26 protein-coding genes are annotated in these 24201 nt (G+C 64.0%); 16 read left to right on the top strand and 10 right to left on the bottom strand.

Annotated elements, in window-relative coordinates; all coding sequences use genetic code 11:
- Window positions 1-9 precede the first annotated feature (9 nt).
- The 5 genes from MYCSM_RS08095 (at window position 10) to MYCSM_RS08075 (ending at window position 5028) form a co-directional block, all read left to right on the top strand.
- Window positions 10-816, top strand: a complete 807-nt coding sequence (locus MYCSM_RS08095) for a hypothetical protein (RefSeq protein WP_015305659.1) — start codon at window positions 10-12, stop codon at window positions 814-816.
- A complete protein-coding gene (locus tag MYCSM_RS08090; protein ID WP_015305658.1) occupies window positions 809-1684 on the top strand; it encodes a methyltransferase domain-containing protein in 876 nt (291 codons plus the stop codon). The genes MYCSM_RS08095 and MYCSM_RS08090 overlap by 8 nt, the downstream gene beginning before the upstream one ends.
- Window positions 1685-1757: 73 nt before the next feature.
- Window positions 1758-2465, top strand: a complete 708-nt coding sequence (locus MYCSM_RS08085) for a hypothetical protein (RefSeq protein ID WP_015305657.1) — start codon at window positions 1758-1760, stop codon at window positions 2463-2465.
- A gap of 106 nt (window positions 2466-2571) precedes the next feature.
- Entirely contained in the window at window positions 2572-3609 is a 1038-nt protein-coding gene (locus tag MYCSM_RS08080) for a hypothetical protein (protein ID WP_015305656.1), read from the top strand.
- A 255-nt stretch (window positions 3610-3864) separates the two neighbouring features.
- Window positions 3865-5028: a L,D-transpeptidase gene (locus tag MYCSM_RS08075; protein WP_442928525.1), complete on the top strand. Its 1164-nt coding sequence runs from the start codon at window positions 3865-3867 to the stop codon at window positions 5026-5028.
- Between the two features lie 88 nt (window positions 5029-5116).
- On the opposite strand, the gene MYCSM_RS08070 is transcribed toward MYCSM_RS08075, so the two are convergent.
- From MYCSM_RS08070 to MYCSM_RS08055, 5 genes are all read right to left on the bottom strand, one after another.
- Entirely contained in the window at window positions 5117-5413 is a 297-nt protein-coding gene (locus tag MYCSM_RS08070; RefSeq protein WP_015305654.1) for a hypothetical protein, read from the bottom strand.
- A 345-nt stretch (window positions 5414-5758) separates the two neighbouring features.
- A complete protein-coding gene (locus MYCSM_RS37055) occupies window positions 5759-5938 on the bottom strand; it encodes a hypothetical protein (RefSeq protein WP_157681293.1) in 180 nt (59 codons plus the stop codon).
- Between the two features lie 240 nt (window positions 5939-6178).
- On the bottom strand, window positions 6179-6358 hold the full coding sequence (locus MYCSM_RS08065) for a hypothetical protein (protein ID WP_015305652.1): 180 nt from the start codon (window positions 6356-6358) through the stop codon (window positions 6179-6181).
- The gene (locus MYCSM_RS08060) at window positions 6355-7287 is read right to left on the bottom strand and encodes an SDR family oxidoreductase (RefSeq protein WP_083906255.1); all 933 of its coding nucleotides are present in this window, start codon (window positions 7285-7287) and stop codon (window positions 6355-6357) included. The genes MYCSM_RS08065 and MYCSM_RS08060 overlap by 4 nt, the downstream gene beginning before the upstream one ends.
- Complete coding sequence (locus MYCSM_RS08055; protein ID WP_015305650.1) at window positions 7287-8444, bottom strand: acyl-CoA dehydrogenase family protein; 1158 nt, start codon at window positions 8442-8444, stop codon at window positions 7287-7289. Before MYCSM_RS08055 ends, MYCSM_RS08060 begins: the two co-directional genes overlap by 1 nt.
- 234 nt (window positions 8445-8678) lie before the next feature.
- Here MYCSM_RS08055 and MYCSM_RS08050 point away from each other — a divergent pair, with 234 nt between their 5' ends.
- Complete coding sequence (locus MYCSM_RS08050; protein ID WP_015305649.1) at window positions 8679-9326, top strand: TetR/AcrR family transcriptional regulator C-terminal domain-containing protein; 648 nt, start codon at window positions 8679-8681, stop codon at window positions 9324-9326.
- 139 nt (window positions 9327-9465) lie between these two features.
- Here the strand turns inward: MYCSM_RS08050 and MYCSM_RS08045 are convergent, their stop codons facing one another.
- Entirely contained in the window at window positions 9466-10278 is an 813-nt protein-coding gene (locus MYCSM_RS08045; RefSeq protein WP_232425737.1) for a helix-turn-helix transcriptional regulator, read from the bottom strand.
- 112 nt (window positions 10279-10390) lie between these two features.
- Here MYCSM_RS08045 and MYCSM_RS08040 point away from each other — a divergent pair, with 112 nt between their 5' ends.
- The 5 genes from MYCSM_RS08040 (at window position 10391) to MYCSM_RS08020 (ending at window position 15681) form a co-directional block, all read left to right on the top strand.
- Window positions 10391-11611 carry an acyl-CoA dehydrogenase family protein gene (locus MYCSM_RS08040; RefSeq protein ID WP_015305647.1) on the top strand — a complete coding sequence of 407 codons (1221 nt, stop codon included), beginning with the start codon at window positions 10391-10393 and terminating at the stop codon, window positions 11609-11611.
- An 11-nt stretch (window positions 11612-11622) separates the two neighbouring features.
- Entirely contained in the window at window positions 11623-12864 is a 1242-nt protein-coding gene (locus tag MYCSM_RS08035) for a CaiB/BaiF CoA transferase family protein (protein WP_015305646.1), read from the top strand.
- A complete protein-coding gene (locus tag MYCSM_RS08030) occupies window positions 12861-13643 on the top strand; it encodes a crotonase/enoyl-CoA hydratase family protein (protein WP_015305645.1) in 783 nt (260 codons plus the stop codon). The genes MYCSM_RS08035 and MYCSM_RS08030 overlap by 4 nt, the downstream gene beginning before the upstream one ends.
- 30 nt (window positions 13644-13673) lie before the next feature.
- Complete coding sequence (locus MYCSM_RS08025) at window positions 13674-14624, top strand: 3-hydroxyacyl-CoA dehydrogenase NAD-binding domain-containing protein (RefSeq protein ID WP_015305644.1); 951 nt, start codon at window positions 13674-13676, stop codon at window positions 14622-14624.
- Window positions 14625-14787: 163 nt separating this feature from the next.
- Window positions 14788-15681, top strand: coding sequence for a hypothetical protein (locus MYCSM_RS08020; protein WP_015305643.1), 894 nt, complete (start codon window positions 14788-14790; stop codon window positions 15679-15681).
- Window positions 15682-16087: 406 nt separating this feature from the next.
- Here MYCSM_RS08020 and MYCSM_RS08015 read toward each other — a convergent pair whose 3' ends face one another.
- From MYCSM_RS08015 to MYCSM_RS08005, 3 genes are all read right to left on the bottom strand, one after another.
- The gene (locus MYCSM_RS08015; protein WP_015305641.1) at window positions 16088-17083 is read right to left on the bottom strand and encodes a tellurite resistance protein-like permease; all 996 of its coding nucleotides are present in this window, start codon (window positions 17081-17083) and stop codon (window positions 16088-16090) included.
- 19 nt (window positions 17084-17102) lie between these two features.
- Window positions 17103-17555: a hypothetical protein gene (locus tag MYCSM_RS08010; protein WP_041313508.1), complete on the bottom strand. Its 453-nt coding sequence runs from the start codon at window positions 17553-17555 to the stop codon at window positions 17103-17105.
- Between the two features lie 132 nt (window positions 17556-17687).
- A complete protein-coding gene (locus MYCSM_RS08005) occupies window positions 17688-18494 on the bottom strand; it encodes a helix-turn-helix domain-containing protein (RefSeq protein WP_015305639.1) in 807 nt (268 codons plus the stop codon).
- 116 nt (window positions 18495-18610) lie between these two features.
- Between MYCSM_RS08005 and MYCSM_RS08000 the strand changes: the two genes are divergently transcribed.
- The 5 genes from MYCSM_RS08000 (at window position 18611) to MYCSM_RS07980 (ending at window position 23202) form a co-directional block, all read left to right on the top strand.
- Entirely contained in the window at window positions 18611-19516 is a 906-nt protein-coding gene (locus MYCSM_RS08000; protein WP_015305638.1) for an alpha/beta hydrolase, read from the top strand.
- A gap of 19 nt (window positions 19517-19535) precedes the next feature.
- Window positions 19536-20822, top strand: a complete 1287-nt coding sequence (locus MYCSM_RS35815) for an MBL fold metallo-hydrolase (protein WP_015305637.1) — start codon at window positions 19536-19538, stop codon at window positions 20820-20822.
- 15 nt (window positions 20823-20837) lie between these two features.
- On the top strand, window positions 20838-21560 hold the full coding sequence (locus MYCSM_RS07990; protein ID WP_015305636.1) for a flavin reductase family protein: 723 nt from the start codon (window positions 20838-20840) through the stop codon (window positions 21558-21560).
- Window positions 21560-22354, top strand: a complete 795-nt coding sequence (locus MYCSM_RS07985; protein WP_015305635.1) for an alpha/beta fold hydrolase — start codon at window positions 21560-21562, stop codon at window positions 22352-22354. Before MYCSM_RS07990 ends, MYCSM_RS07985 begins: the two co-directional genes overlap by 1 nt.
- An 83-nt stretch (window positions 22355-22437) precedes the next feature.
- Window positions 22438-23202, top strand: coding sequence for an MBL fold metallo-hydrolase (locus tag MYCSM_RS07980; RefSeq protein ID WP_198345012.1), 765 nt, complete (start codon window positions 22438-22440; stop codon window positions 23200-23202).
- Window positions 23203-23230: 28 nt separating this feature from the next.
- On the opposite strand, the gene MYCSM_RS07975 is transcribed toward MYCSM_RS07980, so the two are convergent.
- The gene (locus tag MYCSM_RS07975; protein WP_232425736.1) at window positions 23231-23980 is read right to left on the bottom strand and encodes a hypothetical protein; all 750 of its coding nucleotides are present in this window, start codon (window positions 23978-23980) and stop codon (window positions 23231-23233) included.
- Window positions 23981-24201: the final 221 nt, after the last annotated feature.

Below are 24201 nucleotides of genomic sequence, written 5' to 3'. Positions count from 1 at the left end.
GAGATACAGATGAGCAGCGAGCTTCTCGATAATGTGCTGGACGCCCACGGCAGGCTGGCGAACTGGACCCACGTCACCACAGTCACCGCCGAAATCGCAGTGGGAGGGCCATTTTGGGCACCTAGAGGCTGGCCGAACCTGGCGTCCACACTGACGGTCTCGATGGACGCCCACCGCGAACACATCACGACGACAGCCTTTCCTGGGCCTGATCACTGTTCAGTATTCGACGTGGATCCAGAACGGCTTGCCATCCAAACCCGTAACGGCACCGTCGTTGAGGAGCGCACCGATCCGCGGTCGAGCTTTCCCCCGTTTGACCTGCAAACCACGAAGTGGGATGCGATCCAGGCCGCTTACTTCACCAGCGCCGCAAACTGGAACTACTTCACCCAGCCGTTCAGCTTCACCTACCCCGGCGTACAGGTCAGCGAAATCGACCCATGGCGGGAAGGCGACGAAACCTGGCGGCGCCTCGCAGTGCACTTTCCGTCGAGCAACGCCAACCACAATTCCGATCAGGTCTTCTATTACGACGAGCACTTCATGCTGCGCCGGATGGACTACGCTCCCGATGTCACTGGCAGCGCTCCGGTCGCGCACTACACGGACGACTCCAAGACGTTCGACAACTTCGTGTTCCCAACCCGTCGCCGCATCTACCGGCGCGGCGAAGATGGCACCGCTGACCAACGCCTCGCGATCATCACCGTCGATGTTTCCTTGGTCTGCGTCCAGTACTCACCTAGCGCTGACGCGTCAGCGTCTCGCGTACCGAATAGCCCGGCAAAACGCTTAGGCCACAGCAATGGTTGATCACCACGACATCTCCGCTCTCGACGCGGCGTCGCTGGGGCGCAACCCGCTATCTGGCACGACAACGTCCTACCTGCTCGGTCACGCCGACGCGGAAGTTCAGCGGCTGCGGCTACAGGCGCACCTCTACGAGCAGCCCACCGATCAGGCGCTGCGCGTTGCGGGTCTTGAGCCCGGGATGCGCGTGCTGGACATTGGGTGCGGACCCGGCGACGTATCACTCATCGCAGCGCGCCTGGTCGGACCCACAGGCCGGGTGATCGGGATCGACGCCTCCCCCGACATCGTGGCACTAGCACGTCAACGGGCCGCCGAAAACAGGGTCACCACTGTCTCATTCGAGCGCAGCGCCGTCGACGACATCACGCCCGATGAACCCGTCGACGCGGTCATCGGACGGCTCATCCTCATGCACCTTCCCGACCCGGTCGCGGCTTTGCGGCGGCTCGCCACCTTGGTGCGTCCCGGGGGCGTAATCGCATTCTGCGAATTCGACGTGACGGCCGCGCGCAGCGTTCCGTGGCTACCAACATGGGAGACCGCGACCGAGGCAATCGCAAGCGCGTTCCGCGGCGCCGGGCTGGACCCGCAGTTCGGTACCACGCTGCATCGGCTCTTCCGGCGCGCGGGCTTAGCCGCACCGACACTGACCATCAGCGCACCGGTCGGCACCGCCGAGGACACCGAACACGCTGCCTACGTTGCTAACTCATGGCGACTCATGCGGCCGTTCGCCGAACGACCCGGCGACGTTGACGGTCGGCTCGCCGACCTCGAGACTCTGCAATCCACCCTGTGCAACGAAATCGCCACCGCAGATGGGATGGCCATGCTGCCAGCATTGATTACTGCCTGGTCTCGGCGTTGAGCCGCGGATCAACCTCAACGAGAATCTTGGAGATGCACGAACTGCATCAACGGTCGCAGTAAAATCGCAAATCGTGCGTCGAAACCTGTTGGCTAACGGCCGTGGCCGTTGGCTGGCGCTTGCCGCGTCGCTGACACTCGCTGGCGGCATGGTGTACGCGCAAGAATCACAGTCTGCTTCCCACGCCGAGCAATCGTGCTGCGCCGCGATCTCGACCGCCGCTGCGGCGAACCCGGCACCACCACCGGGCGCGGCGGCTCCGAGCGCCGATGCAGCGGGACCGGCACCTTGGCCGGGCGCACCTCAGATCGCCTCTGCCGCCGAGGCCGCGCAGTTGGCGGCGAATGCGCCCGCCCCCACGGCCACGGCCATGCCCTTCGAGCTGCCGGCCGGCGTCGCGCCCGAAAATGGGCTGCAGGTCGACACGATTCGGGTGGCACGAGCCATCAGCGTGCTATTTCCCCAGATCACCACGATCGGCGGCTGGCGCCAGGACGCGCTGAAATGGCACCCCAACGGGTTGGCGATCGATGTGATGATTCCCGACCACGACTCCCCAGCAGGCATCGACCTCGGCAACCAGATCGCCGGCTTCGCGTTGGCCAACGCGCAACGATGGAACCTCGACCACGTGATCTGGCGGCATGCCATCTACCTGGGACCGAAGTCGGGCCAGTACATGCCCGAAATGGGCTCAGAAACCGCCAATCACTACGACCACGTCCACATCGCCACCGCCGGAGGTGGATACCCGACTGGCAACGAGAAGTACTACATCTGACCAGCTGGACGCGATCGTTGCCGATCGGACCATCATCGAAACAGGCGAAGGGAATGTTGATGGCCGCCTACGACGTCGGCACCTTCTTGATGCCACTTGCCACCGAATGACGCCGCAAGCCCAGTCCGTCGCGATCCGCGCGTGGTGGAGAGTCAGCTGCCTGGTGATCGCGGTCGCACTGACACTGATCGGCTGCCATCAGGCACCAGCCGATCGCCGGGCCGACGCCGAGAAACTCACTCAGCAGATCCGGGCTCTGCCGGGGGTGGCAGGCGCCAATACCGACTTCGCCGATCGCTACGCGGAGGGCAACGTTCATTTCTGGCTCACGGTCGACGTCAGCGACGCCGCGACCGCCGAACAGGTCGGCGCTGTCGCCGCCCGCTACCTGGACGGACTACGCGCCGTTGATTACGGCGGCTACGACACCGAACTCGACGTGCGGCACGGCGCGGACCTCTTCGCGGTCGACAGTGGACAACGCGTGGTCGCCAACACCGCTCAGATCGTGGCGCAGGCCCGCGACTGGGTCGGGTTGCGTCACGAATTCCCCGGCGCCACGGTTACTTTGCGTGCCGCGGTTGAACACTCTGCGGACGGGTCGGCGCACCCCGACCGCGGGCATCCCAGCTTCGGCGTCATCGACATGCCCGATGCCGGCTACACGGCAGTCGGCGCCGCAATCACCGGCCTCGGTGCCCAATTCCCCCAATTGTCCAGTGGTACATGGACGGTCAGTACGAGCGGCAACGCAGGCTCCGCGCAGATCACCGCCTCTCAACGTTTCCCGACAGGCCAGGAACTGCAGGTGTGGAGCGTGCTCAACGCCGACCAAACCATTGCGCACGCCGACGCGATGACGATCAACGCGCCCCAGGTACCGCCGGTCTGGATCTCAGAGCAGGTCTTCTCGCACGACCCCGCGACCGCGCTGGCGCTTGCCGCGCGACACCTACCGACCGTCGCTACGCTGCCTGCGCCGCTTCTCTACACCGCCACCGATCAGCTGCAAGGGCACCGCGACTACAACGCTCGCACTACCGGCCCCGTTGCCGTCACCCTCGGCGGCTGCACCGTACGCACCTACCGGCCGGAGCCAACGGAACAGGGTTTCATCAACGCCTACGAACGATGCCGGGCATAGCATTTGGCGTTCGATCCGCATTGCACTAGTACGCAGGCGATACGGTCGCTGGCCGCGGGCACGAGCCGGCCCGTCGATTAGGCCCACCTCGGCGCGGGCATGTACCCGAGCAGACCACCGAGGCGATGGTCGGGGGGACGGGAGCGTGACATGGCTGCGCACAGGCTGCAATGGCTTACTTGCCAGGCGCACAGGATGTTTCGCCATATCGCGTCGGGACTGTTCGCACTATTTCTTGCTATGAGCCTGGTCGTAATGCTGGGTGCCTGTGCCCAGGGATCGCTGCCCGCGAGCGCGCCCCCATCCGACCCGGCTGAGCCCGCCGCGCTCAAGATCGAGCCCGCGCCTGGCGCCCAGGATGTCGACCCGATCGCCCCGGTGTCGATCAGTGCACAGACCGGGACGCTGACCGACGTGGCGATGGTCAACGACGCCGGCAAGCCAGTCGACGGCGTACTCACCCCCGACGCGAAGTTCTGGCATCCCGTCGTGCCGCTGGGCTACGGGCGCACCTACACGATCACCATCACCAGCCGCGGGCCCGGCGGCAAGGCCGTGACGCAACCAGTTTCGTTCTCCACACTGACCCCACCCAACCAGACCAAGGTGTCCTTTCAGACCGCCTCGGAGGCGGCGCTGGCCGACGGCGCCACCTACGGAGTGGGCGTTGTCATCGTGGCGCACTTCGACGAACCGATCACCGACAAGGCCGAGGCCGAGCGGCGGCTGGTCGTCGCGGGCACCCCCGCGGTATCGGGTGCCTGGAATTGGGTCGACGACCAGAACGTGCACTGGCGCCCGGAGCACTACTACACACCGGGCACGACGGTGAACGTCGATGCGAAGATCTACGGAATCCAGCTAGCCCAAGGCGTGTTCGGACAGCAGGATGAACACGTCAAGTTCACGATCGGTGAGTCTCACGTTTCCATCGCGGACGATCACACCCATCAGGTCAGCGTGTACCGCAACGGCACACTCGTGCGCACGATGCCCACGTCGATGGGCATGGGCGGCACCGAGCAGGTAAATGGTCGGACTCTGTCGTTCTGGACGCCGCCGGGCATCTACACGGTCCTCGACAAGGGCAATCCGGTGGTGATGGACTCCTCCACCTTCGGCCTGCCGAAGAACTCGCGGCTGGGATACCGGGAAACCATCAACTACGCGACGCGCATCAGCACCGACGGGATCTATCTGCACCAGCTCGACGCGACTGTGTGGGCGCAGGGCAACACCGACACCAGCCACGGCTGCTTGAATCTCAACGGCGACAACGCGAAATGGTTCTACGACTTCTCGATTCCCGGCGATGTCGTCGAAGTCCGAAACACGGGCGGACCACCGTTGACGCTCGCTCAGAACGGCGACTGGACCATCCCCTGGGACCAGTGGCGCGCAGGCAGCGCGCTGAAGTGAGCAGCGCTGCCCCCCATATTGTCGACGAATTTCCGCTCGTGGTGACACGATGTCGCACAGCGCATCTCGAATGCTTGTTGCTCGAGCGTCATGGGGTCCACGCGCCGAACGGCACGAGGGGGTCGGTGCCGTAGGGCACGTACGGATTCGCACCACCGCCGAGCGCGGCCTCGGGTAGCACGGTGACGGGGCCGCCAGGCGGTAAGGCCACAGGTCCGCCCACCTGGCCGGCGGGTGCGGTGGCCGCCGCGCCCGCGGCGGTGGGTCCGGCGATCACAGGACCGGGAGTGACGTTGGCCGCGGTGGCGGGCACAGCGACCGCGATCGCGGCGCCCGCCACTAGGGCGAGAAGTGTTGACGACAACGCCGGTTTGGTGATGTTCATGTTCGTATCCCTTATCTTCTTGTCCGTATTGAGGCTTCGGTGAGGAGATATGCGGTCGGGTTACACGGGCCCGGTTTATTGATATGCAACTCGACAGCCAAGTAGCCGCCCATCGAATGGCCAACCAGATTTGGCCCCCGATGAAGATGTGCGATTTCATCGAATTGACTCCTCGAACCGCGTCAGCGTCGAGGCCGCGTTTCAGAATCGTGTTCGCCCGGGCGGACCTTGACGACGGGGTCTGGTGCGTTGGGTTCGAGGCCGCGATCCGCAGCGGGCACGACGCAGCCTTGCAAGCGACGAACAGCCTTGATCTGACCGAACCTGCACTGCAATGGCGCGTGATCAGCCGGTGGCCAGCGCAGAAAGGTCTGCGCTGTCCTTGCCGGGCGCTATTGGTACGCAGCTGTCGGGGAATTCCTGAACGACTTCCGCCCCGATGCGGTCAAGCTGGTTCAGGAACTGCGCGAGGTGGTCCACTCGCGCACACCACCGCGATTCCTGACCGCAGGATCGGTCATCCACTCCACCATCGAAGGATTGGGACGATTACGCAACCCCTGCGTCACTGTCGACAACTAGCGGCGTCAATTGCAACGGGCGGCACGGTCATCGCTCGTTGCCCCCCTACTCAACACTCCCGAGATCCATGGTTATCGGCCTGATTTCGGCTACCGGGTCTATAGGGAGATGGCCACCGAGATGTGCCGGCCGGTGGAAGCACCAGTGCCGAAGCGACGCCAACAGGATGATCGGCGCGATCGACTAGCGATTCTCGGCTTCGTGGGTCACCCAGGGCCTCAGCAGCTCTCGATACAACCCGCCGACGTAGTCTCGGCCGGCGTTCGGCGGCAATTCGTAGATGGCGAGCCCAGCGACGTGCGTGGGCTGCGCCGGCGTCTCACCCAACAAGAAGGCCGCATCCTGGGGCGCGATGAGGCTCATCGTGGCACCCGCTCCGCGCTGCGGATCGCGCGGGACAACCCGGCGTTGGCGAGCATGAATTCGTCCATCAGCGGCCCGGCAAGGCCGCGCAACGGCAGCAACGGCTGGATCCAGCCCGGCGCCGTCACTGTTGCGGCACGGGATTCGATGCCGTCAACCAGCGAACGGCCCGCCTTGGTCACCGGGATCGGTTTGGTGACGAATGTGGGCATGATCGCGCGCGCCTCGGCAACCTGTTGCTGTTCGAACACATCGCCCACCAGGTCGGTGTCGACGAAGCCGAGGTACGCCACACCGGCAGTGGCACCATGATGGGCGAGTTCGACCCGCAGCGCCCTGGTGAGCTGGTCAACCCCTGCCTTGCTGGCGGCGTACGACGCGTTGAGCGCGCCATTGACGAACGAATAGATCGACGCGACGACGAGAACGTGGCCGCGGCGCTCGATCACCGCGGGCAGAGTGGCGCGGATCGTCCGCCACTGCCCGAGCAGGTCGATGTCGACAGTCCGCTCGAACTCCGCGGGATCGATGGTCAGGATGGGTTCGGAAGGCGGCGCGATGCCGGCGTTGGCGACCACGACGTCGATGCCGCCGAACCTCGCGACGGTGGCGTCGGCGGCGCGCTGGAGCGCATCCAGATCGCTTACGTCGGCCTGGAATGCCGCCGCGCCGTCACCTAGCTGAGACGCCAACTGCTGCAAAGGTTTCAGTCGACGACCGACCAGCGCGACACGCGCTCCTCGCGAGTGAGCCTGGCGAGCGACTTCGGCACCGATACCGCGAGCCGCCCCGGTGATGAACACGACGCGGCCGTTGAGGGGGAGCCGCGGCGTTGAACCGAAGATTTGACCGGCCAACGGCAGTTTGCGGGCGGTACTCAAGCCGACGGCGCCCAGTGCGCGCCCGGTGTCCACGATCTGGTTCGCCATCACAAACCCATGTCCTTGGCGATGATCATCTTCATGACTTCGCTTGTGCCACCGTAGATTCGCTGAACGCGGTTGTCGGCGTACAGGCGGGCGATGGGGTATTCGTTGATGTACCCGTAGCCGCCGTGCAGCTGCAGGCAACGATCGATCACCCGGGCGGCGGTCTCTGTGCAGAACAACTTGGCCGAAGCCGCCTCGGCCGCGCTGAGCTCGTCGTCGTCGTGGGCCTGCAGCGCGCGGTCGACGACTGCCTCCATGGCATCGACATCGGATTTGCATGCGGCCAGTTCGAACTTCGTGTTTTGGAACGTCGCCACAGGCTTGCCGAAAACTGTTCGCTCCGCGACGTATTGGTGGGCGAACGCGACGGCAGCCTTGGCCTGGGCGTAGGCTCCGATCGCGATGCCTAACCGTTCCTGCGGGAGATTCTGGCCGAGGTAGGCAAAGCCCTGGTTCTCCTCGCCGAGTAGGTCTTCAACCGGAACCTTGACGTCGGTGAATGACAATTCGGCGGTGTCGGACGTACGCAGGCCAAGCTTGTCGAGTTTGCGGCCCACGCTGTACCCCTCGGACTTGGTGTCCACCACCAACAGCGAAATACCGAAACGACGATCGTCGGGCTTGGGCGCGGCGGTGCGCGCGCAGACGATGACACGGTCCGCGTGCACGCCGCCGGTGATGAAGGTCTTAGCGCCATTGAGCACGTAATGCGTGCCGTCCTCGGACAACTTGGCGGTGGTCTTCATGCCCGCCAGGTCGGATCCGGTGCCGGGCTCGGTCATGGCGATCGCGAACATGATCTCGCCGGTGACGAACCCCGGCAACCAACGCTGCTTCTGTTCGGCTGTCGCGTATGCCTTCAGATAAGGCAGGCACAGCCCGACATGCACACCGCTACCGCCCAACGCCACGCCGGCGCGTGCGACTTCCTCGGTCACGATCGCCTGGTACTTGAACGACTCCTCGCCGGCGCCGCCGTATTCCTCGGGCACCTCGATTCCGAACAGGCCCAATTCGCCCAGTTTGTAGTAGACCTCGCGCGGCGCCTGCGCCGCGTCGAACCATTCGTCGAACACCGGGACGACCTCGGCTTCGATGAACGCCCGCAGGGTTTTGCGGAACGCGTCGTGGTCGTCGTTAAAGATGGTGCGGCGCATCGGCCACCTCCTGTTGCTGAAGACCGGTGACTGCCCACCGGCATGAGGATTTGGCCGGGGCAAGGCGAAGATGCTTCACGTCGAGGCCATTTCGGCTACCGCCCGGCTTGGAATCAGATTAAACTAGCGGTGGTAGTTTAACAACGTGATCCATGCCACGGCCCCGCGGCGGAGCGAAAACTAGCGGTGCAAGGTAACTTGGCGGCTGGGTGGTGACGAGCGTGAGGGGGCGAGGTGGGACGTCCAGCGAACCCGCTGTTGAGCCGCGAGGCGATCGTGTCGACCGCTCTGGCGCTGGCGGACTCTGAGGGCTTGGAAGCGCTGTCGACCCGGCGGCTGGCCGCTGAGCTTGGTGTGGCGGGACCCTCCCTCTACAACCACGTCGGCACGAAGGATGAATTGCTGGACGACGTGGTCGATACGGTGCTGGCCAGCGTGGACACATCGATGTTCGCCGAACTGAGCGCAGAGAATCTGCAATGGCGTGCCGCGCTGGAGAAATGGGCCCGGACCTATCGAGACGCGATCGCCGCGCACCCCAACATCGTGCCCGTCCTGGCGGCGGGTTTGGGTCGCCGCCCGAACGCGCTGCGGATTGCCAACGAAGTGTTCGGCGGATTGGTTTCGGCGGGTTGGCCACGCCGCGAGGCGATCAGCGTCGGTGCGGTCGTGCGCTACTTCGTGCTTGGCTCGGCGCTCGGGTCGTTCGCCTCGGCCTTCCCCACCGACGCCGCCGTGTACAGCAACCGCTACCCGCACCTCGATGGTGCCCACCTGCTCGCCACACGGCAGCAGCGTGTCGATCGGAGGGCCTTCGACACGGGTCTGCGGGCGGTACTCGACGGGCTGGAGCTGCGATACCGGTCGCTTGATCGTCGCTGAAGGGGTGCTAAATGAGCAGATGTTGCCCGCCGGCATTGTGGATGTGCGGTCGTCAGCGACATCGCCACAGCGCCGTATCACCCGATCGAGCATTCACCCAATGACACTGTAGACCCGATGATTTGAAGGTTCGTCGTCGTTAATTGGACAGAGAGCGCAATTTCTCCAATGCTGTCGCGGAGGGACTGCCGGGCTCGGCGGGATACATGATCACGTGGTCCCCACTGGAACCGGGTGCGTTGAGCCGGTTCCGGTACAGGAATAGTTCACCGACTTGGGGATGACGCAGCTGGTGGATTCCCGAGCGGTGGTAACCGACGTTCGCGCGTCCCCACAGTTCCCTGAATCGTGGACTGGCAGCAGATAATTCAGCGAGCAACGCCTTGAGGCGAGGATCCCCCAGCGGACACAGACCGCTGAATTCGCGAAATCCACTCACCGCGGAATCAGTCGCCTCGTTCCAATCGACATAGAGTTTCTTGGCAGCGGGATCTAATAAGCGCCAGCACAGAAAGTTCTGCCCCGGTGTGAACTCGGGTGACAGCGCGCGCGCGAGCGGATTCGCCGCCACGACGTCCAGATACCTATTGGCAACGAGGGCCGGCATCAAGAACTGATCGACTAGCTCGGCCAACGGCCGAATCCCTGCGTCCACCTCTCCGGTGTCCGGCTCGGTCGGCTCTGCCAAGTCGTAAAGATGGTTCCTGGCTTTGGCGTCCAGCTTCAGCGCCCGAGCCAGGGCCTCGAGAATCTGGGGGGACGGATGTTGGGCGCGGCCCCGCTCGAGTCGCAGGTAGTACTCGGCGCTGATGCCGGCGAGCATTGCCAGCTCCTCGCGACGCAAACCAGGCGCGCGGCGATGCCCGCCGGGAACCAACCCGACATCCTCGGGACGAACCTGGTCCCGCCGCGCACGCAGGAAATCCCCCAGCGCGTTGCCTTTCGGCACCACGGCTGGAGCCTATGCCCTGCCAGTACCCGGGATCAACGCGGCATCCCGTAGCCATCGGCAACGGCCCGATGGTGGATGCATGGCTCAAGAGACACGATCAAGAGAGGACACCATGACCGTCAAAGTGGACCTGCCGGCTACGCACCAGTCCTACCTGGAGTCGGGGTTACTGCCGGCCGATTTCTACGCCTACGAGGAGCTTCTGTCAGATTCAGAGCGCGAAAAGGTCGCCCGTATCCGCGACTTCTTCCGCACTGAGGCTGCACCAATCGTCGACGACTATTGGGCACGGGCGGAGTTCCCGCATGAGCTCGTCAAGGGTTTCGCGAAGCTGGGTCTGCTCGATTGGGCCGACCCCGATTCGTCGGAGCCCGCGCCAAGCAACCTGATGACGGGCATCACCGCGATGGAGATGGCGCATGCCGATCCGTCGCTCTCGGTGTTCTTCGGAGTGCACTCGGGGTTGGCGATGGGCGCGATCCTCACCTGCGGATCCGAGGAGCAGAAGCGCCGCTGGCTGCCCGCGATGAGCCGTTTCGAGAAGATCGGCGCGTTCGCGTTGACCGAGCCGCACGGCGGCTCCGACGTGGCAGGCGGCATGGAGACCACCGCCCGCCGCGAGGCCGACGAGTGGATTCTCGACGGTGCCAAACGCTGGATCGGGAACGCCACGTTCGCGGATCTCGTGGTGGTGTGGGCCCGCGATGTCGAGACGAACCGGGTGCTGGGCTTCGTGGTGGAGAGGGGCACGCCTGGGCTCACCGCGACGAAGATAGAGAACAAATTCGCGCTGCGGATCGTGCAGAACGCCGACATCATGCTCGATGAGTGCCGGGTTCCTGAGGCCAATCGGCTGCAGAACGCGAACTCGTTCAGGGACACGGCGGAAATTCTGCGTCGGACGCGCAGCGGTGTGGCGTGGCAGGCGGTAGGGGTGCAGTTCGCCGCGTACGAGCTCGCACTGCAGTACGCCGAGGAACGCACTCAATTCGGCCGTCCGATTGGCAAGTTCCAGATGGTTCAGGACCTGCTTGTCAAGATGCTCGGCAACGCCACGGCGTGCGCCGGGATGATGACGCGGCTGGCCCAGCTGCAGCAAGCGGGTGTGTACCGGGATGAACAGTCCGCGCTGGCGAAGGCCTACTGCACGGTGCGAATGCGTGAGACCGTGCACTGGGCGCGGGAATTGTTCGGCGGCAACGGCATCGTGCTCGATTACAACATCGGCCGGTTTGTCGCCGACTCCGAGGCGCTCTACTCTTACGAGGGAACCCGCGAGATGCAGACGCTGATCGTCGGCAAATCCATCACCGGCCTTAGCGCATTCGTTTAGAGGTGATGGAAATGGCAAAGCAGACAGAGCAATCCGTGTTCGGCGGCCTGAAAGTCGTTGAAATAGCGAGCTTCATCGCGGCCCCAGCTGCAGCGACGATGCTGTCCGACTTCGGTGCGGACGTCATCAAGGTCGAGCCACCAGGAATGGGCGACCCGCAGCGACTGCTGAGCTCGGTGCCACCAAGCCCCGCGGCCCCGGGAAACTACAGCTGGCATTTGGCAAATCGCAACAAACGCGGCATGGCGATCGATCTGAAGTCAAAAGGCGGGACGAAGATCCTCAAGCGTCTGGTCGAATGGGCCGACGTATTGATCACCAACTACCCGCACGGCACCCGCGAGGCCTTGCATTTGGGCTATGAGGAAGTGTCGGGCTGGAATCCGCGGATCATCTACGCCGACATCACCGGGTTCGGGGATGCCGGACCGGATGCCAGACTGCCAGGGTTCGACCTGACCGCGTTTTGGTCACGCAGCGGGCTGCTGGCGTCGACCCGCGACGCGGGTGCCGCACCGACGTCGCCGCCATGGGGTAGCGGCGATTACACCACGGCCACCGCCATTTACGCCGCGATCACGACCGCGCTGTACCACCGGGAACGCACAGGGCGGGGTGCCAATGTCGGCACCTCTTTGTTGGCGACCGGAGTATGGGCGACAGGAACTCTGGTGTCGGCGGCGCTTGCGGGCGGCAAGCCGTACGAGCTGCACGACCGCACTGCGCCGGTGAACGCGATGACCAACCCGTACCAAAGCCAGGACGACCGTTGGTTCATGCTGGCCGCCAGGCAGTCGGCTTGGCCGGCATTGGCCAAAGCGATCGGGCGGTCTGATTTGTTGTCCGACTCGCGCTTCGCCGACCCGAAGACCATCGGTCAGCACGCCTCACAGTTGGCCCACCTACTCGACGCGGAGTTCAGGAAGCAGCCGTTGGCGCACTGGAAGAAGGTGCTCGACGAGGCCCGCATTCCCTACGGCGTTGTCAAAACGCCCGAAGAGGCGGCCAAGGATCCGCAGTTGCGCGCGGCCAACATCGTCGTGCCGATCGAAGGCGCCAGAGACCTGGAGTTCACGGTCAACAATCCGATCACTCTGCGCGGGCTACCAAGGGCGCCGTCCCAGGGCGCACCCGAGCACGGCGAGCACAACACCGAAGTCCTCGCAGATCTGGGATTCAGCGCGGATGAAATCAACCAGCTACGGGAGCAGAAGGCGATTCCCTTTGCCGCAGAACAGGAGACCGCGAGATGACCACAACCGAAGTAGCGACGGATTTGGTGCTCACCGACCGCTATCATTCAGTGCTGACGATCACCATCAACCGTCCGGCGCAGAAGAACGCAGTCAGCCGCGACGTCGCAGAGCATCTCGCGTCCGCGCTGGATGTCCTTGACGCGGATCCGACGCTGGCGGTTGGGGTACTCACCGGCGCCGGCGGGACGTTCAGTGCAGGCATGGACTTGAAGGCGTTCGCGCGGGGACAGACCCCGATCCTTCCCGGTCGTGGATTCGGCGGGCTCACCCAGGCAGTGGTCCGCAAGCCGCTAATCGCGGCCGTCGAGGGATGGGCATTAGGCGGTGGCTTCGAAATGGCGCTGGCCTGCGACCTGATCGTCGCGGCGGACAACGCGAAATTCGGGCTGACCGAGGTGAAGAGGGGGCTCATCGCAGGCGAGGGCGGCGTGATCCGCCTGCCGCAGCGACTCCCCTACCACGTCGCTCTGAAGGTGCTGCTGACCGGCGAGCCGATTTCGGCTATCGACGCCAACCAGTACGGCCTTCTCAGTGAACTGACTTCACCAGGCGGGGCATTGGCCGGAGCGCAGGAGCTTGCTCAGCGTATCGCTGTGAATGCACCGCTTGCGTTGGCGAGGGTGAAGCAGGTTCTGCGGGAAACGCAGGGCCTGAATGACGTCGAGGCGTTCAAGCGCCAGGCCGAGAGCGCGTCCGGCCTGCTGGACAGCGAGGACGCCCGCGAAGGCGCCCTGGCGTTCGCCGAAAAGCGTGCACCCGTGTGGCACGGGCGCTAACAGACCGACCAACTAAAGGAGTCAACAGTCATGACACTGCCAAAGCCATTGGAGCGCATTGCAATTGTCGGTACAGGAACTATCGGTGCGAGTTGGGCGACGCACTACCTTGCCCACGGGTTCGATGTGACGGCCACCGATCCGGCTCCGGGCGCAGACGCGGCGCTGCGGTCCTACGTCGAGGGCGCATGGGATGCCGTGACGACGCTGGGTCTCGCCCCCGGAGCCTCCCCGGATCGCTTGAAGTTCACCTCGGACCTGTCGGCGGCCCTCGCCGACGCTGACTTCGTCCAAGAGAACGCGCCCGAGCGTCCAGAACTGAAAGTCAAACTGTTCGCCGACATCGACGAGGGGACGCCGCCCGACGCGATCATCGCCTCGAGCTCGTCAGGCATCACGATGAGCGTCATGCAGGCCCAATGCCGGCGTCCGGAGCGAACCGTCATCGGCCACCCCTTCAACCCGCCACACATCATCCCCCTAGTCGAGGTCGTGGGCGGGGCGAAGACCGACCCAGAGACGGTCTATGACGCGATGGACTTCTACGCCTCGATCGGAAAGAAGCCCATTCATCTGAAGAAGGAGCTGCCGGGCCACGTCGCGAACCGCATCCAGTCGGCGCTCTACCGGGAGGTGGTCTATCTGATCAGCGAGGGCGTGCTCGACGTCGCCGACGCAGACGACGCTGTGTCGTGGGGGCCCGGATTGCGTTGGGGCGTCATGGGTCCCAATCTGCTGTGGCACCTCGGCGGCGGTCAGGGCGGGATCCAGCATTTCATGGATACCCTGATGCCGCGTATGGCGGCCGGGTGGCCGGGGCTCGGAAACCCCGTCCTCACCCCGGAGCTTCAGCAACAGATCATCAAAGGTGTCCTCGAAGAAGCGGACGGCCAGTCGATCGACCAGCTCGCCGCGCATCGTGACGAGATGCTGTGCGATTTGATCGCCACGCGAGCCAAGCACCAGCCACCCCTCGGGTAGGAGCAACCATGCTGAGGCGTGTTGTCAATGACGCCAATAACATTCGTCGTCGCGGACTACATGCGTGCCACATCACTGAGCGCTGCTGTTTTGGCATCACGCTCAACTCGTCTCCATGACGAACGTCTCGAATCCCAAGCTGTTCAAACCGAGAGGACCAACGATGACAACCCTCAGTGAGAAACTGTTCGTGCTCGAAGCCAGCGGCGGCCGACTGTTCTCGATCAATCCCGATGGCTCCGGTAAGACGGTCATTGTCGCCGGCTGCCGGGTCCCCGACGGTATCGCAGTCGACGTGGCGGCCGGGCATATCTATTGGACCAACATGGGGGTGCCGTCGGCCAACGACGGCTCGATCGAGCGGACAGACCTCGACGGGCACGACCGCACCACCATCGTCCCGAGCGGAGGCACCTACACCCCCAAGCAGCTTCATCTGGACCTGGATGGCCGCAAGTTGTACTGGGGTGACCGCGAAGGAATGCGAGTGATGCGCTGCGACCTGGACGGGTCGAACGTCGAGACGTTGGTGCAGGCCGGGGACGGCGACGAGGACCGCCGCGACGAGACGAACTGGTGTGTCGGCGTCACCGTCGACCACGTTGGCGGGCATCTGTACTGGACCCAGAAGGGTCCGAGCGATGCCGGGTTCGGCCGGATTCTGCGCGCAGGGATCGATGTTCCGGCGGGCGAATCCGCGACGCGCCGCAGCGATATCGAGGTGGTGTTCAAAGACCTGCCCGAGCCGATCGATCTCGAAATCGACCACACCACAAGGACGTTGTACTGGACCGACCGTGGCGACCCGCCGAACGGCAACACCGTCAACCGGGCTCCGCTAGACGATATCGGCAGGAGCGAGATCAAGACCGTGGCGACGCACCTGATGGAGGGCATCGGCATCGCGTTAGACCCAGAACACAACCGGATGTTCGTCACCGACCTGGGCGGCAACATTTGGATCGCGGCGCTGGACGGATCCGGTCACCGCCCCATCCGTGCCCTGCAAGGCAACCTCACCGGCATCGCGTACGCCGAACTGCCTGACCGGAGGTAAACACCAGCGGCACCACCTTCATCACCGAGCGCCAGGCCCTCACTTAACGGTCGGCGGACGGCGCTTCGCGTGACGCGGCGGCTGGCCAACGTGTCCGGGCGCTTGTTCGCCGTCGGCGGTGCTCGGCAGGGCATCGGCGATCTTCTCTGCGGCCGTCAGCTCCGGTTTGCCGGATATGTCTGCCTACAGCGGTTCGAACACCAGCAGCGGTTTGGCCCCGTGCGCGGGGGCTTCGGCCAAATAGACGGCTTCGCTGAACTTTTCGACGGGGATCGGCTGGCCCTCCGGCACGCGCAACGCGCCGCCGTCGGCGAGCTGAATTGTCCGGTCGATCGCTACAGCAATCCGATCCTTCGGGGTCTCGGTGAACCAGCGGAACAGCCAAACCCCCCGAACGGTCTTTGTTTCATAGATCAGCGAGCGCGCGAAGACGGGGATGGTGAGTTTGTCGGGATCGATTTGGCGGGCGGCGCACCGTCAACCCCTTCCATATCGTGAGGCCGGCGAGCAATCCAATAACCACGGTGGCGATCACCAGCGTCACCCAGGCGAGCAACCGACTCTCAGGATTAGGTGCCGCAATCGCCCAGTGGCACACGGTGTTCGCCGTTGATGCCAACGGGAAGCTGAACGACCACGCGGAGATCGTGAACGGGCGGCGGAGGTACTCGGGAAGGATGAACAGCTGGATGAGCGCCATCATGGCCAGCACGCCCGCCAGTCCGGTGCCGACCGTGGTGATCCGATTGTCGTTCAGCGCAAACCAGGCGATGCTCGCAGTGGCCGGGGGGACCATCAACACCGCTAACGTGGGAAAGCGCGCGTCGCTGAGGCGTTCCTCGGTCATCAGGCGGCCAACGATCAAGGTACCGAACATCGTCCAGAAGAGCACTCCGATGGCGAAGCTCGCCTGAGCGAGAGAATGCCAGCCGTTGGCCTGCAACGAAATACAGGCGATGAAGGGTCCGCCAATAACGGGCAACGAGAAGCCGGGATGGATGGCGTGACGTTCCCGCGGCGTCGTGATCCAATGCGCCACAAGCGCTGCCGTCGCAATGGCCCACACCGCTGCAACGGCAAGGTCAAGGACGTTGAATGTCCGTGCGCGGGGGGCCTGCGCCAAGAGCACCAGCGGAATCAAGGGAATGTAGGCCACCGCGAAGCCTTGGTCCGGGTGGCGCAAGTCGGCGATGAACGCCCGTGGATCCCCGCGACCCGTCACCACGTACATGACGGTGACCGTCGTCCAGACGCCGAGGCACAGTGCCGCCAAGCTCACTGCCGGCCAGCCGGGGGCGCCGAATCCGACAGCCGTACGCCACGCCCCGCCTAGACCACCTAGGCCGAGCGCAATCGGATACACGCGCAACCATTGGTTGCGTTCGGTGGCGTGAGATTCCATCGACACGGTTCGAAATTTCCTACGAGACTGCCGCGCCGCGCGCTTCGATGGCTTTGACGCTCTTGACGAAAGCCTTTCGCAATGAACCCTTGCCGACAGTGCCGAGTACGCCCGAGAGCACCCGCCCTTTGAGGTTCTTGCCTTCGCGGACGATGACGACGTCGACGTCGGTCTTTCCGTTGGGCTGCCGGGTCATCGTGTAGGTGTAGCCCGATGCGCCACCGAACACGTTCGAGTCGGTGGTCGTGAGCTTGACGTGGTTGGGATCGGACCAGTCGTATTGCAGACGCTCCCATATACCACCTGAGCCCTCGGTGACCTCGGCCTCGCGGGCACCCTGGTGATGCACCTTGAGGTAGGAATCGGCGCTGTTTGAAAAGACCTTCTCGCGGCCTGGTCCGAAGTCGGTGAGTCCCGCGACGAACTGCTCTGGGGTCGACGTGGTGGTCTGATGGAAGTGAATGGTGGACAAGAGAAACTCCGTTTCCATAACGCTTTTCGTGCGATGTCGCACTCCATCAGCGCGCTGAAGGTGTTCCGGATTCCGGAAACACGATGCACAAGCTGGCCCAGGTGATCCTGGTAGTGGCGGGAACAGCCTTCGTCAGGTCTGCCGAAGTGCCTCGAGGGCTCTGGCCGAGTCGCTGCCAGGGTCAGCGTGATAGATCAGCATGTGCTGTCCGCCGGAGTGCGGGATGTTGAGCCGGTAGCGGTGCAGGTACAAGTCGCCCACCCTCGGATGGCGCATGTGGAGGACGCCTACCCGGTAGCCAACATCCGCGCGTGCCCACAATTCTCTGAATCGTGCACTGGCGGCGGACAATTCGTCGATCAACAACGGTAAGCGCGGATCGTCGGGATCGCCGCCAGCCGCTTCACGCAGCCCGCTGACTGCGACCTCTGTCGCTTCATCCCAATCGACATAGAGCTCGCGGGCAGCGGGTTCCAACAGCCGCCACCGAAGGAAGTTCGTCCCTGGCACGAAGCCTGGCGACAGGGCCTGGGCGACAGCGTTGGCCGCCAACACGTCAAGGCACCGACTGGCCACGATCGCAGGCATCGGGAACTGATCGATCAGCTCCTGCGTACCCTCGGGCATCGCCTCGGCACCCGTGTAATCGCGTCGTGCCGTCGACGGGTTGGCGATCTGGTGGAGATATTCGGTGGCCTTGATGTCGAGTCGCAGCGCCCGCGCGAGCGCGTCGAGTATCTGGGCCGACGGGTTTTTGTCGCGGCCCTGTTCGAGGCGCAGGTAGTAATCGGCACTGATCCCGGCCAGCAGTGCCAGCTCCTCACGGCGCAAGCCCGCTACCCTTCGCCGTGAGCCGGCCACCAACCCGACGTCTTCGGGCCGCAGCTGCTCACGCCGGGCCCGCAGATAATCGCCAAGCGCGTTGACCCGCTCCGCCACCAGCCGAGCGTAATCCTGTTCCTCCCAATACCAGGGTCATTGCGGTCTCTCCTATCCGGACGAAGTGCGGACATCGTGTTGTTGTGCCGCTTGAAGACCCGTGGAAGGAACCGACGATGCACCGACAAGACGTCGAATTCACCGCCGACGGTGATGTGATTCTGCGGGGCTGGCTGTTTGTTCCCGACGGCGTTGGTCCCTATCCGGCCATCACCATGGCGCACGGCTTCGCCGGTGTGAAAGAACATGGGCTCGAGCGCTTCGCCAGGGCTTTCGCCGAAGCGGGATTCGTGGTTCTGGTGCACGACCACCGCGGCTTCGGGGCCAGCGAAGGCTCGCCGCGGAACGACATCGACCCGTGGGTGCAGATCGCCGATTGGCGCCGGGCGATCTCTTTCCTGGAGAGCCAACCGTTCGTAGACCCCGAGCGGATCGGCCTGTGGGGCAGTAGCTATGCCGGCGGCCACGCGATCGTCCTGGGGGCCACCGACCGACGGCTCCGGGCCGTCGTCGCGCAAGTCCCCACCATCAGCGGCTATCAACAGGGCCTGCGACGCGTCGCGCCCGACCAGGTGCCGGCCTTGGAGGCGGCGTTCGCCGACGACGAACGCCAACAGTTCCGCGGCGCACCACCGGCCACCCAGGCTGTGGTCAGCGCCGACCCGTCGGTGCCTGCGGCCTACCGGTCACCGGAGGCGATCGCGTTCTACACCCAACCGGTGCCCGACGGCATGTGGGAAAACATCATGACACTTCGGTCGACGCGCGCCGCCCGCATGTACGAGCCGGGCACATGGATCACCCGCGTCTCGCCCACACCCCTGCTCATGGTCGTGGGCCTGCACGACACCATCACCGTCACCGACCTCGCTCTGGCTGCCTATGAAAAGGCCTTGCAGCCAAAGAAGCTCGTCACCATCGACGGCGATCATTTCGATCCGTACGTGAAGCGGTTCGACGAAGCGAGCGGCGCGGCCATCGCTTGGTTCACCGCGCATCTCATCAAGCCCGAAAACACCTGATTCTGAAGGAGATAATGACATGTCCGAATTGCGTTACGAAGTTCTGGTCAATGACGGGTTGCGACGCCACCGCGAGCAGCGACTACCCGACGGCAGCCCGATCATCTCGTCTCCGGTCGCCTCCACGTTGATCTACGGTGACCGCGACGCCGTCCTGGTCGATCCACCGTTCACCTACGAGCAGGTGAAACGCGTCGGCGATTGGATCGAAGCATTTGGCAAACACCTGACCGCCGTATACGCCACCCACGGGCACGGTGATCACTGGTTTGGCACCGAGCTTCTGCTACAGCGCTTTCCCGACGCGGTGGCGTATGCGACCACCGGCACGATCGCGATGATGCATCAGCAGGGCACTGTCGGCCGCGCCGAACTGTGGGACGTCGACTTTCCCGGCCTGATTCCGCCTAGCCCGGTGAACTACCGCACAATGCCGGCCGACGGGATCGAACTGGAAGGTCACCGGCTGCTCGCGGTCGAGGTCGGCCACACCGACACCGATGACACCACGGTATTACACGTTCCTTCGATCGGTCTGGTCGTCGCTGGCGACGTGGTTTACAACGGAGTCCATCAATATCTTCTGGAGAGTGCTGGCGGCGGCATCGACGCTTGGCTGGTCGCGTTGGACAAGGTCGCGGCGCTACAGCCGTCCGCTGTCGTTGCCGGACACAAGAACAAGGGACTGCCCGACGACCCGGCGACCATCGAGCAGACCCGCGATTACCTGCTCAACGCACGGCGGCTACTCGCCGAAAAGCGGAGTCCGCGTGAGTATTTCGATGCAATGGTGGCGCTTTATCCGGATCGACTGAACGTGGGTCCAGTCTGGTATACCGCTGTCGTGCTGCTGCCGGAGCAGACGACTGAAGAAGAGGTCGCCAACTGGTTCTTCGCCGATTATCTGGCGACCTGGATCGGAGTCGGCGCCGGCAGGGTCGCGCGTGGGCCTGAGTTCATCCTCGATTACTGGTCCGCACCGCTGAATTGGAGCGACGACGAAGGCAGCCGGTGGTTTCTTGACAAGCCCTCTGTAGTGGCGCTGTTGGACGCGTTGCAGACCAGGTTACGCGCCGAAGACTACCGAGACACCGCAGTGCCCGACTTCAGAGTATCGGCCTATCACGCCAACGGCGCAGCGGTCGAAGTGATCTGGTCACGCCGTCGCACCGACGGCAGCGAGATCGAAAGACTGGCTGCTCATTTCGAGGTAGTGCGCGGCCCCGAAGGCTGGCGAATCATCAGCATCCAGGCCAAGCCGACAAGCAGCGACTCGTTGAACGCCGTATGGCCGCAGGCGAATTGAACAAAGGAGAAAATGATGATCACCATCGACCCCGGCGATCTTGACCCGACGTCGAGCTACAAACTTCTCATCGGCAGCATATTGCCGCGCGCAATCGCCTGGGTCAGCACCCAGTCGACCACCGGAGTGGGCAATGTCGCGCCTGTGTCCTTCTTCACCGTCGTCGGACGTTTCCCGCCGGTGCTCTCGATCACGTTGCAGCCGCGCTCCGACGGGACCACGCTCAAAGACACATTCGTCAACATCCGCGACACAGGTGAGTTCGTCGTCAATATCGCCAACATCGGGCTGGCGGACGCCGTGCACCGCTCCGCGTACGAATTCGATAGCGACGTAGACGAGTTCCAGGCCCTCGGCCTGAAGAAGGCTGCATCCGAAGTGATCTCCGCGCCGCGCATCAGTGAAGCGCCGATTTCCTTCGAATGCGTGGTGGACCGCATCATCCCGATGCCACCGCTGCCGGACCATGTCGTGTGGGGACGAGTCACGCGCATCCACATCCGCGACGATCTGTATCTGCCCAACGGGCGCATCGACACCGGCGCACTGGGAGCGTTCGGGCGACTCGCCGGCGAATACACCATGGTGAACAACATCTTCACCACGCCGCTCCCCGAACAACTGGTCGAAGAGCTCACCGCGCTGCGCGCCGGCCGCCTCGACGGGCGCGCCACCGACTACTCGCCCATCGACACGGGTGAATGGTCACCGTCGGGCTCCACCAAGGCGGCGTCATAATGACTAACTCAGCGAACGGGTTTCGCGTCACTCGCACACCAGCGGACACAGCCGGCGCGCCCACATTGCTGTTGATCCACGGCTTCCTCGACGACGCGTCGATATGGGACGGCCTGGTCGATTGCCTTGCCGGCGAGGCCGGGGTCGTGCGCTACGACCTCCCCGGCTTCGGCACGCGAAGCGCGTCGGTCGATGACGCATGCCTTGTCACGCTGGAATCGCTCGCCACCGAGGCCGCCGACATCATCGCGCGCATCGATGGTCCGATAATCGTCGTCGGCCAAAGTCTTGGCACGCAGGTCGCAGAACTGGTGGCCGCGCAGCATCCCGACCGCGTTCGCGGACTGGTGCTGCTCACCCCCGTCCCGCTCGGCGGCACGCAGTTGCCCGACGAGGTGGTCGCCCCGTTCCGCGCCCTTGGTGGTGACCATGCGGCGCAACGCCGCCTGCGCGCCGAGTTGTCGCCTCACCTCAGCGAGGAGCAGCTGGACCGGCTCACCGGCATCGGCGCCCCAGTCGCTAGAGATGTCACGGCCCACTACGTCGACGTCTGGAACACCGGGATCAGCGATGCACCTGCGACGAGCGCATACCGCGGTCCGGTGACGATCATCCGCGGCGGCGCCGACGGTTTCGTCACTGAACAGCTCGTCGACACCATCAGTCCGCGCTTCGACCAACCCGACGTCAAAGTCATCGACAAGGGCGGGCACTGGGTGCACGCCGAGTACCCCGGGACCGTCGCGACACTGATCCTCGACTTCATCGACGCCATCGAAGAGGTGGCCAAGTGAACCGGAAATTGCATTACAGAACCTTTGTCACAAAACAGATTCCGCAATCGGGCCGAGGGCCGCTGCCCGATGGCAGGACCCGAATGTGGTCGCCGATCACCTCGACGCTGATCATGGGTAGCCGCGACGCGGTGCTCGTCGATCCGCCACTCACCACAGCACAAGCCGAAGACGTCGGCGATTGGATCGCTACGTCGGGTCGCCAACTGCGCCAGATCTACATCACCCACGGCCACGGGGACCATTGGTTCGGGGCCATCCCTCTGCTGCAGAGATTCCCTGGCGTCACGGTGCTGGCGACGGAAGGAACCGCCAAAATGATGGCGGCACAAAATGATCCAAAGTTCCGCGCCGAGTTCTGGGATCGGGTGTTCCCGGGCCAGCTGCCGTCGGGGGAACTGGACGTGTCCGCCGTCGACGAGGGCTTCGAACTCGAGGGTGCAGCGCTGGTTCCGGTCGAGGTCGGTCACACCGATACCGATGCGACGACGATGCTGCATGTGCCCGAGATGGGCCTGCTTGTCGCGGGTGATGTCGTCTACAACGGTGTGCATCTGTATCTGACTGAATCCGGCGGAGTCACCGGCATTGACGAGTGGCTAGTAGCCCTAGACACCGCCGAAGCACTGCGCCCTGCGACGGTAATTGCCGGTCACAAGGACCCGAACGCCTTCAACAACCCGTCACAGATCCAGGCAACTCGGCGCTACCTCACGGACGCGCGCCGCCTGCTCGAGTCGTCGGAGTCCGCCGACCAGTTCTACGGGGAGGTGCTGCGGCTACACCCCGGGCGAATCAACCCTGGGGCATTGTGGGGCGCAGCGATCACGCTTTTACCGCCACGCTGAGGCGGTCGGTGTTCGGTGCCGTGTTGCTCTACTCAAAGCCGATGTCGCTGAGGTCGATTGAGACCATCACCCGATCGGGTATTGCGTTACCTTGGTCGTCGGCTAGGTAGGCCAACCGTTTTGAGGGCAGCTTGATGCCGTCGGCCTCAACGATGTCGTGAACATATTGAACGGCAGGGAAGCCTCCGGCGACTTCGACACGGTAGTCGTGGCGACGCAACAGATTGTCGTCTCCGAAGTAAAACTCCTGCGCCGAACTGTGCGTCGCGATCTGCGATGGAAACCGCGCCTGTAGACCGCGCCAGGTTTGACCGTCTTCGGTAACCGGGGCTATTTCGTAAACCGAAACGCCCTCAAGCCTCAACAGAAATGGTGTGGTGAGGTAGGTCCACATCGCGTAGCCGTTGAAATAGGCGCGCTGTAGCGGGTCCCACGGCGACGAGAATTCATGGCCGTTGAACGACGCGCGAGGGTGAGTTCGTTCGGAAACAACTGCGCCATCGAGCTTTTCGATCGCGACGCGTCCAGGAGTGAAGTCGGTCTTCTGGTCATCCGCGCCGAAGGGTCGTACCGATGCCCACTCGTGATGCAATGTGGCGGACATCCGCCTTGGCAGCGGATCCTGAGGTTGGCCCTTGATGGCCCAGAGCTCTCCCCCCGTGACGATGGTCGCTACTACGCGGGTGAACTGATTCCAGCGGTCCAGTCCGCCGTGGGCCTGAAGTACGGCGTCAAGCAAATCGGCCATCCTAATCTCCTTGCTCGGCGGCAGCGGCATGCGCGAGACCGCGCCCGCTGCCGTCCGGCGTCCAGATGCAGCGGCGCCTTGCTGGTCTGCTTGGCATGCAGCCATGGGAACTCCTTACGCACAGGGAGTCAACGTTCGCTGAGACTCGGGACTAGTCGGCCGGGGCGGGGCCGCGTGCCGGATCTGGCGACAAGGGGCATGACGCGAATGTCACTACAGAACAAGATATCTCATGAGAAGCATCAAGTTCG

The sequence above is a fragment of the Mycobacterium sp. JS623 genome, assembly GCF_000328565.1.
Taxonomy (GTDB): domain Bacteria; phylum Actinomycetota; class Actinomycetes; order Mycobacteriales; family Mycobacteriaceae; genus Mycobacterium.
This window is presented reverse-complemented; position numbering and strand designations above follow the sequence as displayed.

What these genes read in the sequence shown, in the direction of transcription:
- MYCSM_RS08095 (WP_015305659.1), top strand. Translation starts at nt 10, where the DNA reads ATGAGCAGCGAGCTTCTCGATAATGTGCTGGACGCCCACGGCAGGCTG.
- MYCSM_RS08090 (WP_015305658.1), top strand. Translation starts at nt 809, where the DNA reads ATGGTTGATCACCACGACATCTCCGCTCTCGACGCGGCGTCGCTGGGG.
- MYCSM_RS08080 (WP_015305656.1), top strand. Translation starts at nt 2,572, where the DNA reads ATGACGCCGCAAGCCCAGTCCGTCGCGATCCGCGCGTGGTGGAGAGTC.
- MYCSM_RS08075 (WP_442928525.1), top strand. Translation starts at nt 3,865, where the DNA reads ATGCTGGGTGCCTGTGCCCAGGGATCGCTGCCCGCGAGCGCGCCCCCA.
- MYCSM_RS08070 (WP_015305654.1), bottom strand. Translation starts at nt 5,413, where the DNA reads ATGAACATCACCAAACCGGCGTTGTCGTCAACACTTCTCGCCCTAGTG.
- MYCSM_RS08065 (WP_015305652.1), bottom strand. Translation starts at nt 6,358, where the DNA reads ATGAGCCTCATCGCGCCCCAGGATGCGGCCTTCTTGTTGGGTGAGACG.
- MYCSM_RS08060 (WP_083906255.1), bottom strand. Translation starts at nt 7,287, where the DNA reads ATGGCGAACCAGATCGTGGACACCGGGCGCGCACTGGGCGCCGTCGGC.
- MYCSM_RS08055 (WP_015305650.1), bottom strand. Translation starts at nt 8,444, where the DNA reads ATGCGCCGCACCATCTTTAACGACGACCACGACGCGTTCCGCAAAACC.
- MYCSM_RS08040 (WP_015305647.1), top strand. Translation starts at nt 10,391, where the DNA reads ATGACCGTCAAAGTGGACCTGCCGGCTACGCACCAGTCCTACCTGGAG.
- MYCSM_RS08035 (WP_015305646.1), top strand. Translation starts at nt 11,623, where the DNA reads ATGGCAAAGCAGACAGAGCAATCCGTGTTCGGCGGCCTGAAAGTCGTT.
- MYCSM_RS08030 (WP_015305645.1), top strand. Translation starts at nt 12,861, where the DNA reads ATGACCACAACCGAAGTAGCGACGGATTTGGTGCTCACCGACCGCTAT.
- MYCSM_RS08025 (WP_015305644.1), top strand. Translation starts at nt 13,674, where the DNA reads ATGACACTGCCAAAGCCATTGGAGCGCATTGCAATTGTCGGTACAGGA.
- MYCSM_RS08020 (WP_015305643.1), top strand. Translation starts at nt 14,788, where the DNA reads ATGACAACCCTCAGTGAGAAACTGTTCGTGCTCGAAGCCAGCGGCGGC.
- MYCSM_RS08015 (WP_015305641.1), bottom strand. Translation starts at nt 17,083, where the DNA reads ATGGAATCTCACGCCACCGAACGCAACCAATGGTTGCGCGTGTATCCG.
- MYCSM_RS08000 (WP_015305638.1), top strand. Translation starts at nt 18,611, where the DNA reads ATGCACCGACAAGACGTCGAATTCACCGCCGACGGTGATGTGATTCTG.
- MYCSM_RS35815 (WP_015305637.1), top strand. Translation starts at nt 19,536, where the DNA reads ATGTCCGAATTGCGTTACGAAGTTCTGGTCAATGACGGGTTGCGACGC.
- MYCSM_RS07990 (WP_015305636.1), top strand. Translation starts at nt 20,838, where the DNA reads ATGATCACCATCGACCCCGGCGATCTTGACCCGACGTCGAGCTACAAA.
- MYCSM_RS07985 (WP_015305635.1), top strand. Translation starts at nt 21,560, where the DNA reads ATGACTAACTCAGCGAACGGGTTTCGCGTCACTCGCACACCAGCGGAC.
- MYCSM_RS07980 (WP_198345012.1), top strand. Translation starts at nt 22,438, where the DNA reads ATGTGGTCGCCGATCACCTCGACGCTGATCATGGGTAGCCGCGACGCG.
- MYCSM_RS07975 (WP_232425736.1), bottom strand. Translation starts at nt 23,980, where the DNA reads ATGCCGCTGCCGCCGAGCAAGGAGATTAGGATGGCCGATTTGCTTGAC.